14 protein-coding genes are annotated in these 16,848 nt (G+C 56.6%); 7 read left to right on the forward strand and 7 right to left on the reverse strand.

The annotated features are described in order from the left end of the window. The first annotated feature begins 110 nt into the window (after window positions 1-110). Entirely contained in the window at window positions 111-1,841 is a 1,731-nt protein-coding gene (locus R0I78_RS09960) for a putative bifunctional diguanylate cyclase/phosphodiesterase (RefSeq protein ID WP_317075212.1), read from the forward strand. Here the strand turns inward: R0I78_RS09960 and R0I78_RS09965 are convergent. Continuing rightward, on the reverse strand, window positions 1,819-2,367 hold the full coding sequence (locus R0I78_RS09965; protein WP_019934270.1) for a DUF1439 domain-containing protein: 549 nt from the start codon (window positions 2,365-2,367) through the stop codon (window positions 1,819-1,821). The genes R0I78_RS09960 and R0I78_RS09965 overlap by 23 nt on opposite strands. Before the next feature lie 91 nt (window positions 2,368-2,458). Between R0I78_RS09965 and cls the strand changes: the two genes are divergently transcribed. Beyond that, window positions 2,459-3,895: a cardiolipin synthase gene (cls, locus tag R0I78_RS09970; protein WP_317075366.1), complete on the forward strand. Its 1,437-nt coding sequence runs from the start codon at window positions 2,459-2,461 to the stop codon at window positions 3,893-3,895. 68 nt (window positions 3,896-3,963) lie between these two features. On the opposite strand, the gene R0I78_RS09975 is transcribed toward cls, so the two are convergent. The 4 genes from R0I78_RS09975 to R0I78_RS09990 form a co-directional block, all read right to left on the reverse strand. Further along, window positions 3,964-5,178, reverse strand: a complete 1,215-nt coding sequence (locus R0I78_RS09975) for a pyridoxal phosphate-dependent aminotransferase (protein ID WP_317075213.1) — start codon at window positions 5,176-5,178, stop codon at window positions 3,964-3,966. Between the two features lie 254 nt (window positions 5,179-5,432). After that, window positions 5,433-5,696 carry a GrxA family glutaredoxin gene (locus tag R0I78_RS09980; RefSeq protein ID WP_317075214.1) on the reverse strand — a complete coding sequence of 88 codons (264 nt, stop codon included), beginning with the start codon at window positions 5,694-5,696 and terminating at the stop codon, window positions 5,433-5,435. Window positions 5,697-5,769: 73 nt separating this feature from the next. Next, window positions 5,770-7,197, reverse strand: a complete 1,428-nt coding sequence (gene dacB / locus R0I78_RS09985; protein WP_317075215.1) for a D-alanyl-D-alanine carboxypeptidase/D-alanyl-D-alanine-endopeptidase — start codon at window positions 7,195-7,197, stop codon at window positions 5,770-5,772. A gap of 8 nt (window positions 7,198-7,205) precedes the next feature. Further along, the gene (locus tag R0I78_RS09990; RefSeq protein WP_317075216.1) at window positions 7,206-8,948 is read right to left on the reverse strand and encodes a DEAD/DEAH box helicase; all 1,743 of its coding nucleotides are present in this window, start codon (window positions 8,946-8,948) and stop codon (window positions 7,206-7,208) included. 291 nt (window positions 8,949-9,239) lie between these two features. Between R0I78_RS09990 and fabV the strand changes: the two genes are divergently transcribed. Together fabV and R0I78_RS10000 are read left to right on the forward strand one after the other, a co-directional pair. Continuing rightward, entirely contained in the window at window positions 9,240-10,439 is a 1,200-nt protein-coding gene (gene fabV / locus R0I78_RS09995; protein ID WP_317075217.1) for an enoyl-ACP reductase FabV, read from the forward strand. A 144-nt stretch (window positions 10,440-10,583) separates the two neighbouring features. Further along, window positions 10,584-11,078 carry an anti-virulence regulator CigR family protein gene (locus tag R0I78_RS10000; RefSeq protein ID WP_317075218.1) on the forward strand — a complete coding sequence of 165 codons (495 nt, stop codon included), beginning with the start codon at window positions 10,584-10,586 and terminating at the stop codon, window positions 11,076-11,078. A gap of 7 nt (window positions 11,079-11,085) precedes the next feature. On the opposite strand, the gene R0I78_RS10005 is transcribed toward R0I78_RS10000, so the two are convergent. Together R0I78_RS10005 and R0I78_RS10010 are read right to left on the reverse strand one after the other, a co-directional pair. Then, entirely contained in the window at window positions 11,086-12,045 is a 960-nt protein-coding gene (locus R0I78_RS10005) for a diguanylate cyclase (RefSeq protein ID WP_317075219.1), read from the reverse strand. A gap of 4 nt (window positions 12,046-12,049) precedes the next feature. Continuing rightward, window positions 12,050-13,051 carry a response regulator gene (locus R0I78_RS10010; RefSeq protein WP_317075220.1) on the reverse strand — a complete coding sequence of 334 codons (1,002 nt, stop codon included), beginning with the start codon at window positions 13,049-13,051 and terminating at the stop codon, window positions 12,050-12,052. Between the two features lie 267 nt (window positions 13,052-13,318). Between R0I78_RS10010 and R0I78_RS10015 the strand changes: the two genes are divergently transcribed. From R0I78_RS10015 to rluF, 3 genes are all read left to right on the forward strand, one after another. Next, complete coding sequence (locus tag R0I78_RS10015) at window positions 13,319-15,058, forward strand: SulP family inorganic anion transporter (RefSeq protein WP_317075221.1); 1,740 nt, start codon at window positions 13,319-13,321, stop codon at window positions 15,056-15,058. Continuing rightward, a complete protein-coding gene (locus R0I78_RS10020; protein ID WP_317075222.1) occupies window positions 15,055-15,516 on the forward strand; it encodes an isoprenylcysteine carboxylmethyltransferase family protein in 462 nt (153 codons plus the stop codon). Before R0I78_RS10015 ends, R0I78_RS10020 begins: the two co-directional genes overlap by 4 nt. Before the next feature lie 302 nt (window positions 15,517-15,818). Beyond that, the gene (gene rluF, locus R0I78_RS10025; RefSeq protein WP_317075223.1) at window positions 15,819-16,766 is read left to right on the forward strand and encodes a 23S rRNA pseudouridine(2604) synthase RluF; all 948 of its coding nucleotides are present in this window, start codon (window positions 15,819-15,821) and stop codon (window positions 16,764-16,766) included. Window positions 16,767-16,848: the final 82 nt, after the last annotated feature.

Consider the following 16,848-nt stretch of genomic DNA (forward strand, 5'->3'; position numbering starts at 1 on the left):
TTATTTATCAAATGAGCCTATATGATGGAGCAGCTTATAATAAAAATTCTCGCCTGAATCCTGCCATATCAGGTCACGCACGCAGTGCTCTTACTAATGAAAGATGCGATATGGAACAACAACACTGGTTACAAAAGGTGGAAGCAAATACCGGCGGCGTGCCGGATATATCTTGTGACAGCCTGCTCCTGACACGCAGAATTATGCAATACACCCGTGAGGGCATTGTGATTATGGATGCCAGAGGGCGGGTACTGGAAGTGAACCCGGCCTTTTGTCAGCATTGTGAGCTGGATGCGTCGACCTTGCTTGGTCGCCATCTGACCCACGTCAGTAAGGGCCTGCATAATGGCCGCTACTACCGTCGCATCTGGAAACGACTGCAATATCAGGAGCAATGGGAAGGGGAGGTTGAGCAAATCAACCGCCATGGCGAGGTGGCTACGCACTGGTTGATGCTGCGGCTGATCCGTGATGAAGCCGGTCTTATCAGCCATATTATCGGCATAGTGGATAACATCAGCCGGCTGCGTCAGTCGGAAGAGCGGCTCAGCTTTCTGGCTCATCACGACAGCCTGACCGGCACCGCCAACCGTGAATTTTTAATCAGCTGGTTTAACCGCATCAGTATGGCACTGGCTACCGACGAGCAGCTGGCCCTGCTGTTTATCGATCTGGACAGGTTCAAGCCCATTAATGATGGTTTTGGCCACGGCGTGGGTGATCGGGTGCTTAAAGCGCTGGCCGGCCGTTTGCAAAAGATGACGGGTGACAATGAAATTGTTGCGCGCATCGGTGGTGATGAATTTGTACTGGTGTGGCGCGATATAGATGAAGAAAGTCAGTTGTTTGAACGGGCCGGCAGGCTGGTGGAAGCGCTGGAAGCTCCGGTACGGGTGGATCATCATGAGTTGAGTGTAGGGGCCAGTGTGGGCATCAGTCTGTACCCTCTTCATGGCCTTGAGATTGAAACTCTGCTGCGGTATGCCGATACTGCCATGTATGAGGCTAAAAGCCGCAGCCGCTCTCATATATCGCTTTTTGACAGCCACAGTTTTTCCCGTCTTAAACAACGCACCCGGCTGGCACAGGAGGTGCGGGAAGCCCTTGAGCAACAGCAGCTATACTTGGAATATCAGCCTCGTATCACTCTGCAGCATCAGACATTGCCGGCGGTGGAAGCACTGTTGCGCTGGCATCATCCCGTGCTGGGTGTGGTCATGCCCAATGTTTTTTTACCGGCGGCCCGGGATGCAGGGCTGCTGGGCCGGCTTGCTGAATGGGTGTGTACCGAAGCGGCTGCTCAGCTGGTAGAGTGGCGGCAGCAGGGATGGTCCGGCCGTATCAGCCTGAACATGAGCGGGCTGGAGCCGGAGCTTGAGCAACTGCGTATTCTGCGGCTGCTGGATAGGTTGCGTGAGCAGGGAGTCAGTCCGGCAGACTTTGAGCTGGAGCTGCGCAGTGATTTTATTATGCGCCGCAGTGAGTCTCTGATGCGGGTATTAACCGCCTTTCGCGATGCTGGCACCACCATTTATCTGGATAACGTGGGTCATGGCCGGTTTCGGTTCGATACACTGAAAAGTCTGCCCATAGACGGCATCAAGCTTGACCGGGGCCTGCTGAGCGACAGCATGGACGAATTTGACCGGGCGGTGATCCAGTCGTTACTGGCGCTGGCGCGTACCCTTGGGCTGACAACGGTTGCCTGTGGTGTGGAAACGCAGGCACAGCTTGCTCTGTTGCGGCAATATGGCTGTCAGCAGGTGCAGGGGGCGCTGGTGGCCAGCCCTCTGCCACCAGCACAAGTGCCGAGTTTTATTCCAGCCCTTGCAGAGTGAGTTGCCCGGGGCTGATACTCAGCCCCAGTACACTTTCTTTTAATTGTCGCTGCAGCGGATCCTGCTCATCCAGCCGGTAAACCGGATTCTGAGCCAGATATTCGGCCAGGCTTTGCAGCAGCAATGGCATAATGAAATTGGCCTGACCGCTGGCATCCTGATTATTGAGCCGGTAGCCGAGCAGCTCAAACTCATCCAGATAAAGTGCTCCCTCTTCGCTGTTAAAGCGGGGGCGGGCACTGAAATCACCACTGATGTCCCAGTCCCTGCGCACGCCGCCCTGCTCCAGTATCACCACTGCGCGGCCTGACACCCTTGCCTTGTCGGCCTCCTGCCGGCCCAGCGCCACCTGTATATCGGCCAGGCGCACACCGGCTTTCAGCCAGCTGCCAAGGTTGATGGGAAAGTCCCGGCCCAGCTGTGTAGTCAGGTGCTGGTTGATCTGTTGCTCTGTCAGTGTCAGGGTTTGTGCAGATAATGCTGCAGATACGCTAAATATCAGGAAAAAAAGTATACTTTTCATCATGCTGTACTCACGATGTGAATAGTCATTTGCTACAGTCTGCCCCGTCTGGTTAATAAGGAGCAAGGCGTTTTTGAACGATTACATCTCTACCATGGTGGGCTGGTTGCTGTTCGCTGCCCATACCAGTCTGGTACTGGGGGTAACTTTCAGGGTGATCATGAAGCGCCGGCCGGTGGGGGTTTCCCTGGCCTGGCTGGCACTGATCTATGCTATTCCGGTAGCCGGTGCCGCTACCTATATTCTGTTTGGTGAGGTACGGCTGGGCCGGAAGCGGGCCGAGCGTGCCCGGGCCATGTACCGGCCTCACGCCGACTGGATCAATGTGCTGGTCACCCGTTTTCCCGGCCAGCAGTTTGAAGTGAACGATCAGGTCAGGCCTATTTATGAGCTGGTCAGGGCCCGGTTCAATATGCCCATGCTCAGCGGCAACGGCATGACGCTGCTGCAGCAGCCCGACACTATTCTGCATGCGATTGTAAAAGATATAGAGCGAGCGCGCAGCTCCTGTTACATGGAGTTTTATATCTGGCATGCGGGTGGCATGGCGGATGATGTGGCCCATGCACTGATGGCCGCTGCCCGCCGGGGGGTGGATTGCCGGCTGTTGCTGGACTCGGTGGGCAGCGCCGACTTTTTTCGCAGCCACTGGCCCAGGCGCATGAAAGAAGCGGGCATCAAGGTGGTGGAAGTATTACCGGTAGGTGCCTTTCGCGTGTTGTTTGAGCGACAGGATCTGCGCATGCACCGCAAGCTGGTGGTGATCGACGACGATGTAGCCTACACCGGCTCCATGAATCTGGTTGATCCTGCCTGCTTCAAGCAAAACGCCGGTGTGGGCCAGTGGGTGGATATCATGCTGCGTATTCGCGGCCCCATTGTGCCCATTATCTGGTCGCTGTTTGTGTGGGACTGGGAAATGGAAACCGGCGAGCGCTTGCTGGAGCAGCTGGAGTATCACCCGATCAGCTGTCTGGATAATCAGCTCAAGCTGCAGCTGTTGCCTTCCGGCCCCTTTATGGGGGGGGATGCCATTTCTCAGAGCCTGCTCTGTGCTGTGTATCAGGCGCGCCGCCGGCTGGTGCTGATCACCCCTTACTTTGTGCCTGACGATCCGCTGGTGGCTGCGCTGTGCTCCGCCGCTGACCGGGGGGTGGAAGTGCAGCTGGTGCTGCCCGAGAAAAACGACTCGCGCATGGTTAATCATGCCTGCAACGCTTTTTTTGATGAGCTGCTGCGGGCGGGGGTGGAAATTCATCTTTATTCTGCCGGCCTGCTGCACACCAAGTGCGTGCTGGTGGATCATCAGTTTGGTCTGGTGGGCACGGTCAACCTGGACAAGCGCAGTTTCTGGCTTAATTTTGAAATGACCTTGCTGATAGACGACGGCAAGGCGATGGGAGAGCTGCTGCAGCTGGCGGACGGTTACCTGTCCAAAGCCCGCCCATTGTCCTGGATGGAATGGCGCAAACGCCCGCTGCGCAAACGCCTGCTGGAAAACCTGTTTTACCTGCTCAGCCCGCTGCTTTAAATGCGGGGAATAGGAGCAGGGAATAGGGAGAAAACGATTCCCTGCTCCCCAATCCCTAATCACTGGGGTTATTGTTGGTAATGCTTGAGAAAGCGGGCAATACGCTCGACGGCATCGGTTATGTCGTCGACTCTGGGCAGGGTCACCAGCCGGAAATGATCCGGTTTGGGCCAGTTAAAACCGGTGCCCTGTACAATCAGCATTTTTTCCTGCAGCAGCAGATCGTAGACCATCTTTTGATCGTCTTTGATCTTATACACCTTGGGATCCATTTTGGGGAACATATAGATAGCGCCCTTGGGTTTGACGCAGCTGATGCCGGGAATTTCATTCAGCAGTTCCCAGGCCCGGTCGCGCTGGCGGCGCAGCCGGCCGCCGGGCAGCACCAGCTCGTTGATACTCTGATAGCCGCCCAATGCCGCCTGAATGCAGTGCTGCATGGGCACGTTGGCGCACAGCCGCATGGAGGAGAGCATTTCCAGCCCTTCGATATAATCCCGGGCCTGATGCTTGGGGCCGCTCAGCATCATCCAGCCCTGGCGAAAACCGGCGGCGCGGTAGCTTTTGGAGAGACCGTTAAAGGTGGCTACCAGCACGTCATCGCACAGGGTACACACCGAATGGTGGGCCACATCATCGTAGAGAATTTTGTCGTAAATTTCGTCGGCAAAGATAATCAGCTTGTTCTGGCGGGCAATTTCAATCACTTCCAGCAAAAACTCGCTGCCATACACGGCACCGGTGGGATTGTTGGGGTTGATCAGCACTATGCCCTTAGTGCGTGGGCTGATTTTGGACTTGATATCATCCAGATCCGGATACCAGTCGGCCTGCTCATCACACATATAGTGCACCGCTTTACCGCCGGACAGGGTCACGGCAGCGGTCCACAGCGGATAGTCGGGGGCGGGCACCAGAATTTCATCGCCGTTATTCAGCAGCGCCTGCATGGCCATCACAATCAGCTCGGACACGCCGTTACCGATATAGATATCGTCGATGTCGGTGGTGCGCAGTCCTTTTTGCTGATAATACTGCATCACCGCCTTTCGGGCGGAAAACAACCCCTTGGAGTCACAATAGCCCTGGCTGGTGGGCAGGTTCATGATCACGTCTTTCAGCAGTTCTTCCGGTGCTTCAAAGCCAAAGGGAGCCGGGTTGCCGATGTTCAGCTTAAGAATCCGGTGGCCTTCATCTTCAAGGCGGCGGGCTTCTTTATGTACTGGCCCGCGAATGTCGTAACAGACGTTATCCAGTTTGTGGGATTTTTCTACAGAATACATAAGTGGTGACGGCCTCGGAATCATGGAGCTGCCTGATGATGGCCCGCAACAGAAAAAACCGGTACAAGCCGGTATTTTGTGTCAGAGCGGATGCGGCAGTATCAAAATCAATGGCCCATAATGGAGCTTTGGCTGCGGAATGAAAAGAGGTTAAAGCGGGCTTTGAACGAAAAAAATGCTGATAAAGGGAGTTTTCAGATGAATAAGGCGTGAAACACACCAAAAAGGCGGCACTCGGGCCGCCTCGGTAATGCTTAGCTGTACAGGCCAAGATGCTCTTTGGCATGGGCTTCAAACTCGGTAAAGCCGCCAATATGGGCTTGATCCAGAAAAATTTGCGGCACTGTCTCTACCGGTTTGCCCACGGTTTTTTCCAGATCTTCCTTGGAAATGCCTTCCGCATGAATATCCACATAACGGAAGTTAAAATCATCCCGCTCGGCGGTGAGCTTTTCTGCCAGCTCTTTAGCGCGCACACAGAAAGGGCAACCGGGACGACCAAAAATCACTGCAAACATGTATCTCTCCTTTTAGTTAACTGGCGGCAGTATAGAGCAAGTCCAACTGCCGCCAAAATTGTTAGTTCTTGGTTTATTGATTGGTGCTGGCGATGGAAGCCCGCTCGGTAATGCCGGTCAGCCAGTTGCGCTCAAAGCGCCGGGCCGGCCATTCCAGCTGGCCGGCGGCCATGGCATTGGATTGCTCCGGGCTGATGGACAGGCCGTTTTGCAGCAGCACAAAGGCCTTGCGCTCGCCGTTGGGCGTGTCGATAAAGCCCGCCAGGTTCTGCACATGAGCGATGGTGCCGGTCTTGGCAATCACCTTGCCCTTCAGTGCCGGCCCCTGCACGCTTTTGCGATAGCGCAGGGTGCCGCTCTCACCACTGACCGGCAGGCGGGCAAGCAGCCACTGGGCGCGCGGGTCCTGACTGATGGTGAGCAGCACCGCCATCAGATCGCGGGCGCGCAGCAGGTTGTGGGCGGAAAGGCCCGAGCCGTCGGCCAGCCAGCTTGGGCCCAGATCAATATTGGCCTGAGCCTTGAGAATGTCCCGCACCGCCTGAGTACCGTTGCGAAAACTGCCGGGCTGACTGAAGTGCATGGCCCCCAGGGTACGCAGCAGGCTGTCGGCATAGAGGTTGTCGGAATAAACCAGAATACGCTCGGCAAGCTCCGCAAAAGGCGGTGACTTATGACTGGCCAGCACCGGCCACTGGCTGGTGTTGAGTCTGCTGTCTTCAATGGTGCCCGAATGGCCGATGCCGGCCTGTTTCAGTGCCCAGCCGGTCAGCTGTGTGCCCCAGTGAGACACATCCTGAATGGCAAAACGCAGGGGCCAGGGCTCCTTGCGCGGACCGATACAGCCGGTGAGGTGATATTGATTGTCCGGCCCCATGTCCAGCTCCAGCTCGCAGAAACTCTGCTCCCGCTCGGTGCGGTTGAGCACGGCCACTTCGGCACTGACACTGACGGGCTGATGAGCCGGCACTGTGGCCCGGGCCGGACTGCCGGTGCGGGCATAGAGGGCACCCTGCACACAGTTGCGATCCAGAATCAGCGCGGCAGCGGGTGCCGTGTAGCAAACGCCGAGATCGTTCCAGGACCAGCCATTTCCTCTGTCATAGCCGGTAAAGTGATACTGGTTGAGTAGTACCTTGCCGCTGATATGGCGAATGCCGCTGCGTCTGAGCAGCTCAGCCAGCTGCTCACGGGTAAGGCTGGGATCGCCGGCAAAGTCGATGAGCAAATCACCGGTGAGCCGTCCCTGGTCGAGATCGCCCCGGTATTGCAGGCGCGTTTCATATTGCCAGTCCGGCCCCAGTGTCAGCGCACCAGCCAGCACGGTGACCAGCTTTTGGGTTGAGGCCGGTTTCATCAGTAATTCATCCTGATGGCGCATTTCTATGTTGCCGGTATTGGCGTCGGCCAGCATCCAGGCGCTCTGGCCATGGGCCGGCGGCTCTATGGCCGCGGCACCGGCACTGAACAACAACAGCAGGGCACTTGTTAACCGTTTCATAAGCTCTCTTATAAGGCATGGGCGGTACGAAACCGACCCCGATAATCAAAAATGGTTTCCCGAATTTGCCAGCCCCGTTTAAAGGCCCGGGCAATCACAAAGTCCGGATGACGAAAACGGCCGGCGGCAGCCAGCACCTGCTCCAGACTGGCAAACTCGGGCTCAGTGCCCGGTGCCGGCCAGTGTGGACGCACAAATTCCTTGTAAAAACGGCCCTTGGGGCCTTTTTTGTCAAAAGCATACCATTTCTGCAGCTCGGTGCCGTCCTCGTCGTGATAGGTCACCTTGAGCGCAGGACCATGTTTGCCGGCGGCGCTTTCAAGGGTCAGACCGGCGCAGCGCAGCACCAGGGCATCCTTCAGCGCCAGCGCGTCTTTCAGTTTTTTGTCCGGATCCACCAGCACTTCGCCACAGTCATGGCACTGACGGGCGGCAATGTCGTTTTCCGCCAGACACTGAGGGCAGCTTTTAAAACGAAAGCGATAGCCGCATTCTTCCTGCTCGCCGTCATCGGTTTCGAACAAGCCCTGACAACGACGGCCAAAATGCTCCAGCACGCGGCCCTCGCTGTCGGTCTTGCCCCAGAAAATATTGGCAAAGCCGCAGGCGGGGCAGAGCACCTGTACCTGAGTGGTGTCCGGGTCGGGTCTGGGCTCGCCCACTTCCGGCGCAAAAATGTCCATATTGTTGCCGGCATAATCCAGTACCAGACAATCGGTTTTACCCGGGCTGAGGCGCAGGCCCCGGCCGATGATCTGCTGATACAGGGCCACCGACTGGGTGGGACGCAAAATGGCAATCAGATCCACATGGGGAGCATCAAAGCCGGTGGTGAGCACAGCCACGTTCACCAGATATTTCAGCTCACGCGCCTTGAAGCGATGGATAATGGCATCCCGCTCCGGCCCGGGAGTCTCGCCGGTTACCAGCGCAGTTTGTTTCTCAGGCAAGAGGCCGGCCACCTCGGTGGCATGGCGCACTGTGGCGGCAAAGATCATCACGCCCCGGCGTTCTTCGGCGTAGTCTTTTATCTGCTCCACCACATGAGGGGTGACCCTGGGCTGACGGGCCAGCTCCCGCTCCAGCGCCTGCTCGGTAAAGAGCCCCTGTTCATACAAACGGGAAAAATCGTAATGCACCACGGGGGCATCCACCAGATCCGGCGGACACAGGTAGCCCTGCTTGATCATCAGCCGCAGCGGCAGCTCAAACAGGCAATGCTCAAAAAAACGCGGGCCCCGGCTGCGCACCATGCCATTATGATGCGTGCGGTAAATCCAGCCCAGCCCCAGCCGGTAGGGAGTGGCGGTCAGTCCCAGTACCTTGAGCGCCGGATTGCTCCGGCGCAAATGATTAATCACCTGCGCATACTGACTGTTGTCATCATCGGAGACCCGGTGGCATTCATCGATAATCACCAGGCTAAAACCGCTGAAGACATCCAGATTACGGGCCACCGACTGTACCGAGCCAAACACCACCTGACGGCGGCTTTCCCTGCGCTTCAGGCCGGCGGAAAAAATATCGGCGTCCACGCCGTAAGCCTGGTATTTGGCATGGTTTTGCTCCACCAGCTCACGCACATGGGCCAGCACCAGCACCCGGCCTTTGGCCAGTCGCGCCAGCTCGGCAATCACCAGGCTCTTTCCGGCCCCGGTGGGCAGCACCAGCACGCCGGGCTCGCTGTGACGGCGAAAATAGGCAAGAGTGCGGTCAACCGCCTCCTGCTGATAGGGACGTAATGTAAACATTGTTCTCACTAAAGCTCGAAATCTGCACGTCGTCTGTTACCTCCGCCATGCGAAGCACCAACAGGCGGCCTCGAAGTCAGGCGATGCAGCAGCAGGGATTGCCGGAGCCGACCGTCAAATGCCATGGATGGCATTTGCCGAGCGTTCCATGGATGGGCTTGAAGCGTGTCGGCGCAGGTAACCCTGCTGCTGCATCGTGAGGCTGGCGGCAGGCAATTTGGGCCTCACATTTGCTTCGGAATAGGGTATCTTTAGCGCCTATTGTTTGTAATAACCGAGGCTATCAAGTTTATGATCATCAAACCCAAGGTTCGTGGCTTTATCTGCACTACCACCCATCCGGTTGGCTGTGAGGCGAATGTACGTGAGCAGATCGCCTACGTCAAAAGCAAGGGCAAACTGGCGCAGGGGCCGAAAAAGGTGCTGGTGATCGGCGCATCCACCGGTTACGGTCTGGCGTCCCGCATTAATGCCGCCTTTGGCAGCGATGCCGCCACCATAGGTGTCTTCTTTGAAAAACCGGGCACCGAGAAAAAAACCGGCACCGCCGGCTGGTATAATGCCGCCGCTTTTGACAAGGCCGCCAAGGAAGCAGGTTTGTACGCCAAGAGCATCAACGGCGACGCCTTCTCCAACGAATGTCGCGAAACAGTGATTGAGCTTATCAAGCAGGATCTGGGCGAGATCGATCTGGTGGTCTATTCCCTGGCGTCTCCGGTGCGCAAACTGCCCGACAGCGGTGAAGTGGTGCGTTCCGCGCTCAAGCCCATTGGCGAGCCCTATAAGTCTACTGCCCTGGACACCAACAAAGATGTACTGGTAGAAGCCGTGGTAGAGCCTGCCAATGAGCAGGAAATTGCCGACACCATTCAAGTGATGGGCGGCCAGGACTGGGAGCTGTGGATGAACGCCCTGGAAGAGGCAGGCGTGCTGGCCGAGGGGGCCAAGTCCGTGGCCTATTCCTACATTGGCACCGATCTCACCTGGCCCATCTACTGGCACGGCACTCTTGGCAAGGCCAAGGAAGATCTGGATCGCGCCGCTCACGCCATCGACAGCAAGCTGAAAGCGCGCGGCGGCAACGCGCATGTGGCGGTGTTGAAGTCCGTCGTTACTCAGGCTTCTGCCGCCATTCCGGTGATGCCGCTGTACATCTCCATGGCCTTTAAGGTGATGAAGGAGCAGGGCATTCACGAAGGCTGCATCGAGCAGATTCAGCGCCTGTTTTATGATCGCCTCTACAGCGCCCAGCCGGCATCGGTGGATGAACAAAATCGCCTGCGCCTGGACGACTGGGAGTTGCGTGATGAAGTACAGAACGCCTGCCGTGAGATCTGGCAGCAGGTGCAGGATGACAATATCTACCAGCTTACCGACTATCAGGGCTACAAGGACGAATTCCTGCGCCTGTTCGGCTTTGGCCTGCAGGGCGTGGATTACGACGCCGATGTGGATACCCAAGTCGACTTTGATGTGATTGAACTGGCCTGAGCTGATTGAGCTATTCTGATAAAGCCCCGCAAGGGGCTTTTTTATAACTGCGCCAATATGTGTCCCGTGACCGGCCGGCGTAAATAGTCAGCGGGCCTGACTCACACTAGAGTTACTGAATACAGTAAGGAGAGCGGAGGCATCATGAACAGAAAAACCATTATCATTTCGGCGCTGCTGGCTGGGCTGACAATGCCGGTGCAGGCCCAGCCGCCGGAAGGCAAGGGACCTGATCATGCGCCAGGTCGTGAGAAAGAGCACAAATGGCAGCACGATGATCGGCGCAAGGATGACCGGCGTGGTGAATACCGTGAGCACAGACGCGATGACCGCCACGAGAATGATCGCCGTTACCGCCGTGATCCCGATATTGATGAACGGCTGCTGCGCCGGCTGTTCAGCGAGCACAGAGACTGGCTGGATTATGATGACAGACACAGTCTGCCGCCGGGCATAGCCAAAAATCTGCGCCGGGGCAAGCCACTGCCACCGGGCATTGCCAAACGCTTTGATCCCCGCCTGCGTGAGCGTCTGCCTTACTATGAAGGTTATGAGTGGCGGCGGGTTGATAACAAGGCGGTGCTGGTGGATCTTGCCACGGAAAACGTCCGTTATATTCTGGATGATATCCTCAGATAAGTGATGCTTATGCCTGGCAGACACACACCCGGTTACGGCCCGAGTTTTTGGCCTGATACAGTGCTTTGTCTGCATGCTGCAACCAGTCTGCAGCACTGCTCAGGTCCGGGGTCAGAGCTGCCAGACCCAGGCTGATGGTGTAATGGATGATTTCACCATGAGTCATTACCGGCTCGCTGCTGACGGCCAGACGCAGCCGTTCGGCAATCACACCCGCACCTTCTGCATCGGTTTGCGGCAAAATAAGGGCAAACTCCTCACCGCCATAGCGGCCTGCCGTGTCAGCATCCCGCAGCAGGGACTTAATCAGACTGGCCAGGTGACGAATCACATCGTCACCAGCGGGGTGACCATAACGATCGTTAATGACCTTGAAGTGATCGATATCCAGCATGACCAGGGTACCGGCCTGGTGATAGCGCTGAAAGCGGGAAAATTCTGCCTGGAGCAGATTTTCCCAGCTGCCCCGGTTCTGCAAGCCGGTCAGCGGATCCGTGATACTCAGCAGAGAGAGCTGTTCATTGGCTTGCTCCAGTGCCAGCTTGCTGGTGGCGACGTCGGTCACGTCATACACCATAAGACATACGCGCTGAATGCTGCCGTCAGGCTCAGCCAGCGGGTGTATGGTCAGGTTCTGGAACATATAGTCATGAGTGCCGGTAATAGGCCGGGTGCTGCGAAAGGGAAACAGCCAGGGGCGTTGCTCCCAGCTGGTAAAGGTACGGGTATTGAGCGTGACCACCGTATCTACCTTGCGTCTCAGCCATTGCTCCGGCAGGGCTGGAAACTGGCTGAAGATATTCTTGCCACGGACTTCGGCCGCGTTCAGGCCGCTGTGGTTTTCCATAAAGTCGTTCCACAGCGCAATACTGAAGTCCTTATCCAGTACCACCAGGCCAATATCAACCGACTCCAGCATATCGATAAGCCAGTGAAACTCCCGCGGGCTGTTTCCGGTCAGGGGCATAAATCTACTCCGTCAGATAGGCAAGCTTTTGCTGCAGCCGGCTGAGTGAGGTTTCTGTCAGCAGCACCAGCAGGTTGCAGTGAATGTGCTGTTGCTCCAGCACATAAGGAATTTCAATACACAGCAGTTGTTCCTGGCGATGGCGGTGATGTTCAAGCAGTGTACTGATGGGCTGATGTCTGCCCAGCACGGTAGGCTGGCCCAGGCCCAGACGTACATCCAGCTGATCGCCAAGGCCCTTGAGAAAGGCACCAAACAGTATGCTGGACATATCCATTAACACTTCCACATCCGGAGATATCGCATCGGCGGCGTCGTAGTGCAGTAACTGCATCATGGCATCCATGCCTTTGTCGGAAAACAGCAGTAACGCCTCGCCTGAAATGCCGGCACCGACAAAGCCCTGACACACAGCAGAAAAACCACTGTGCTCATCAGCGGCGCTGATGGCCATACTCAGTTCACCGCGGGCAATATGGGCCACTCTGGGAATGGGCTGGGGTACAAATACATTCAAGAGCCGGGCCAGCAGATCCGATGCTCTGCCCATGGCAATATTGGCCACTTCCTGCAGATAATCGGTCAGTTGTAACCCGTGTTCCGGGAGCCGGGCCGGCGCAGCAAAACGGGTATTACCGGGTTGATATAGCCCATATTGATGCAGCAGGCCGCTCAGCTCCATGTTGTTGACGGGTTTGGCAATAAACGCCATGGCTCCCAGCGCCATCACCCGCTCCCGTGCTCTGGGCTGAATATCTGCCGATACCACCAGAGTGAATACTTCCAGCTGCTCCCGGCGCAGCGCTTCCAGCACACCAAAACCGTCCAGCTTCGGCATATTGAGATCGAGAAACAGCAGGTCAAACGTCTGCTGGCGCAGCATGGCCAGCGCTTCAAGGCCATGACCGGCAAAATGCAGGCTGACTTGCCAGTCTTCGGGCAGGGATCTGGCCATTTGCTTACGGGCAACCGCCGAGTCATCGCAAATCAATATTTGAATGGTCATGGCAGTGCGACCCCGGCAGCGTTGGTGTGAGTATTAACGATTTAACCACATAAACTTTACGTAAAAAAGCGCAGGCAGTAGGCAGTCTGTATAAAGGGCGGTATATTCCTGAGGCTGACGCCTGGCAACCGCACACCATCAGTGCGCCCAAATGAATGGTTAATATCTAACCAGTTGATAATCAAGCTAATATATTGTGAATTAGTGCCGTCTGACTCATATTGAAAACGAGGAGCAGTGGCTCGTTGCACGGGAATGTGTTTAAACATGCAGGATTTTTTTTCGTTGTCGCGCTGGATGCCCGGCCTGGTCACACTGCTGGATTACCGGCGTGACTGGCTGGCTGATGATGTTCGTGCCGGCCTGTCGGTGGCGGCGGTAGCCCTGCCGGTTGCCATTGCCTATGCCGAGCTTGCCGGTGTGAGTGCTGTGGTGGGGCTTTACTCCTGTATTTTGCCCATGATCGCTTACGCGTTTTTTGGTACTTCCCGTCAGTTGATAGTGGGACCGGATGCGGCCACCTGCGCTGTAATTGCCGCTGTAGTGACGCCGCTGGCTGCCGGCGATGCCACCCGACACTGGCAGCTGGTCATGACGATGACGGCCATGACCGGTCTCTGGTGCCTGGCGGCCAGTTATTTTCGGCTGGGAGTGCTGGCCGACTTTTTATCACGGCCTATTTTACTGGGTCTGCTTAACGGGGTGGCCATCACCATTATGGTGGGTCAGCTGTCGCGGATTTTTGGCTTTACCTTTGATGAATCCCAGTTAATAGAGCGTCTCGCTGCCACGCCGGATTATCTGGCCCTGGTGCACTGGCCCACCTTGGGAGTCAGTGCCCTGACACTGATTATTATGCTGTTATGCCGGCACTACCGTCCGCTCTGGCCCAGCAGTTTACTGGCGCTGGTTGTCGCTGCTGGTGTGCTTTGGTACTTGGGTCCGGAGCGACTGAATATTGCCGTGGTAGGAAGTTTGTCAGAGGGCATTCCCGATTTTCAGCTGCCTGAGTTTCCTCCCGGTCTGATGCGGGATCTGGTGCTGCCGGCACTGAACCTGGCTATGGTGAGCTTTGTATCCATGATGCTCACTGCCCGCAGCTTTGCCGCCCGCAACGGCTATGATATCGATGCCGACAGAGAGTTTCGTGCGCTGGGAGTGGCCAATCTGGCCTCGGCTGTTTCTCAGGGATTTGCCATCAGCGGGGCCGACTCCCGCACTGCCGTGAACGATGCCAACGGCGGCAAAAGTCAGCTGGTTTCCATTGTGGCTGCCGGTGTAATTGCTGGCGTGACTTTTTTTCTGACCGAACCATTGCAATATATTCCTACCGCTGCACTGGGAATAGTGCTGGTGATGGCGTCCTGGTCTCTGATTAATCTGCGTGGCCAGTGGCAGTTGCACAAGTCTGACAAGCCCGCTTTCTGGCTGGCCTGGATTACTTTTATCAGCGTACTCTTTATGGGGGTTATTCCCGGTATTACGCTGGCGGTGTTGCTGGGGCTGTTTCAGTTTCTGCGCAATGTGATGCGGCCCACGGATCAGCTGATGGGCATGAACGAAGAGGGGGTGGTGCACACTCTTGGCCGTAATGAAGAAGTGAAGGCCATTGCCGGTGTGCTTATTTACCGGTTCAATTCTCCCCTGACTTACTTTAACGCCTCTTATTTCAAGCGCCGGGTGCTGGCATTAATCGGACTGGAGAAAGCACAGCCCAATTGTCTGATCATTGATGCGGTTTCCTGTTTTACTCATCAGGATATCAGCGTGATGAGTGTGGTAGGGGAGCTGCATAAGGAGCTGAAACGCCGGGGTATTCATATGGTAATGGCAGGCCGGCGCACTCAGATGACCCATTGGCTTCAGCAGGCAGGAATCAGGGTTGGCGAAGAAGGTGTGCTGGTTTATCCCGACTTGTATGAGGCTTTGCGCATGACCCGCTGTTATCACACCCCCATGCCGGTAGTGACCCCGCAAGTAACCGAAGCGGTTAGGAGCGAGGCATGAGCAAGGCCCGCTTGTTGTTGTGGCTGCCGCCGCCCGCCGTGGCGGCATTGGTGGCGGGCCTGATGTGGCTGATGGCCGGCTGGCTGCCCGGGCTGACCGTTTTCTGGCCACGCTGGCTGGCCTGGGGGCCCTTACTTGCGGGTATTGGCTTGATGGTGCTGGCGGCCCGGTCGCTGCAACAGGCTCATACTACGCTGCTGCCCTTTACGCCGGAGCGGGCCAGCCGGCTGGTCACTAACGGCGTGTTTGCCCGTTCGCGCAACCCCATTTATCTGGGCGATGCCCTCTGGCTGCTGGCCTGGGCGCTTTGGCTGCAAAGCTGGCCGGCGCTGCTGGGGCCGGTACTGTTTGTGGTCTATATGAACCGAGTGCAAATCGCCGCCGAAGAGCGCGCCCTGACGCTGCGCTTTGGCAAAGCCTACACCGACTATTGCAATCGGGTACGGCGCTGGCTTTAACTCCTTGCCTGTAAGCCCGTGCACCCTTGTCGGACAAAGCACACTACTTCTCCGGCACGCCGTGACGAAATAAAAAGCCTGACCGAACATTGAGTATGTTTGCAGCAGGTATTTTTAGTGAGTGGCCTTTAACGAAGCGTGTCGGCTGAGCGCAACCGCGCTGTTGCTTCGCATGGCAGACTCTTTCAGCGAGCGCCAGCCCTTGCGGGGTGGGTGTCTGCGCCTTACACTGGCGCGGTTTAGCCAGGCCTGCTCTTTTCAGCCTTTGCCCGGCTGTTTTTAATTACCGGTAAGGAGCTGCCATGACCGATACCCCTCTCGATACCCGCCTGAATAAATTTATCAGTGAAACCGGCATCTGCTCCCGGCGGGAAGCCGACCGGCTGATTGAACAGGGCCTGGTGAAAGTAAACGGCGAAGTGGCCGGCATGGGTGTGCGGGTCAGTGACGCCGACGAGATCACCGTTCGTGGCAAGCCGCTGCGGGCCAAGCCCAAAGCGGTTTATCTGGTCTATAACAAGCCCATTGGCATTACCTGCACCACCGACAGCGCCGTGCCCGAAAATATCGTGGATGCGGTGAACTATCACGCCCGCATTTTTCCCATCGGCCGGCTCGACAAGCCGTCCTGCGGGCTGATTTTGCTGACCAACGACGGTGATATCGTCAACAAGATACTGCGCGCCGGCAATGCCCATGAAAAAGAATATATCGTATCCATGGACAAACCGATCACCGATGACTTTGTAGCAAAAATGTCGGCAGGGGTGCCCATTCTCGATACCGTCACCAAACCCTGCAAGGTGCGCAAAATCGGCCCCAGAACCATTAATATTATTCTGACTCAGGGGCTGAACCGGCAAATCCGGCGCATGGCGGAATATCTTGATTACCGGGTAACCAGCCTGAAGCGGGTACGCATCATGAATATTCACCTCGGCAACCTTAAGCCGGGGGAGTGGCGCTATGTTACTGAAGAAGAGCTGGCGCTGATTAACAACATGATTGCCGGCTCCAGCAAAACCGAAGAAGCCTCGGTTCTGGAACAGCCCAAAGCCGCTCGCCAGGGGCCACGTGCGGCACCTGCCCAGGCTCGCCGCCCGGTTAACAATGAACGCCGTAAACCACAGCCTCAGGGGCAGTCTCGGGGAAACCCGCGCAAAGAACGAGATGGCCAGCACAACAAGCCGGGCAGTTCCCGCATTCAACGCTGGAAGGGGCCTGCATCGGGCCGCCGTAAAAAAGACTGAGGCTATCTCTTTATCTGAAGATGTCCGGACGTCCTTGTGGCTCTCGCTCAAATGCCGTGGCGGTGTATAATGACCGCCATTC

Source organism: Oceanimonas sp. CAM02 (genome assembly GCF_032842915.1).
GTDB classification, from domain to species: domain Bacteria; phylum Pseudomonadota; class Gammaproteobacteria; order Enterobacterales; family Aeromonadaceae; genus Oceanimonas; species Oceanimonas smirnovii.

Excerpts from the sequence above, each read along its gene's own strand:
- R0I78_RS09960 (WP_317075212.1), top strand. The coding sequence starts at position 111 with ATGGAACAACAACACTGGTTACAAAAGGTGGAAGCAAATACCGGCGGC.
- R0I78_RS09965 (WP_019934270.1), bottom strand. The coding sequence starts at position 2,367 with ATGATGAAAAGTATACTTTTTTTCCTGATATTTAGCGTATCTGCAGCA.
- cls (WP_317075366.1), top strand. The coding sequence starts at position 2,459 with ATGGTGGGCTGGTTGCTGTTCGCTGCCCATACCAGTCTGGTACTGGGG.
- R0I78_RS09975 (WP_317075213.1), bottom strand. The coding sequence starts at position 5,178 with ATGTATTCTGTAGAAAAATCCCACAAACTGGATAACGTCTGTTACGAC.
- R0I78_RS09980 (WP_317075214.1), bottom strand. The coding sequence starts at position 5,696 with ATGTTTGCAGTGATTTTTGGTCGTCCCGGTTGCCCTTTCTGTGTGCGC.
- dacB (WP_317075215.1), bottom strand. The coding sequence starts at position 7,197 with ATGAAACGGTTAACAAGTGCCCTGCTGTTGTTGTTCAGTGCCGGTGCC.
- R0I78_RS09990 (WP_317075216.1), bottom strand. The coding sequence starts at position 8,948 with ATGTTTACATTACGTCCCTATCAGCAGGAGGCGGTTGACCGCACTCTT.
- fabV (WP_317075217.1), top strand. The coding sequence starts at position 9,240 with ATGATCATCAAACCCAAGGTTCGTGGCTTTATCTGCACTACCACCCAT.
- R0I78_RS10000 (WP_317075218.1), top strand. The coding sequence starts at position 10,584 with ATGAACAGAAAAACCATTATCATTTCGGCGCTGCTGGCTGGGCTGACA.
- R0I78_RS10005 (WP_317075219.1), bottom strand. The coding sequence starts at position 12,045 with ATGCCCCTGACCGGAAACAGCCCGCGGGAGTTTCACTGGCTTATCGAT.
- R0I78_RS10010 (WP_317075220.1), bottom strand. The coding sequence starts at position 13,051 with ATGACCATTCAAATATTGATTTGCGATGACTCGGCGGTTGCCCGTAAG.
- R0I78_RS10015 (WP_317075221.1), top strand. The coding sequence starts at position 13,319 with ATGCAGGATTTTTTTTCGTTGTCGCGCTGGATGCCCGGCCTGGTCACA.
- R0I78_RS10020 (WP_317075222.1), top strand. The coding sequence starts at position 15,055 with ATGAGCAAGGCCCGCTTGTTGTTGTGGCTGCCGCCGCCCGCCGTGGCG.
- rluF (WP_317075223.1), top strand. The coding sequence starts at position 15,819 with ATGACCGATACCCCTCTCGATACCCGCCTGAATAAATTTATCAGTGAA.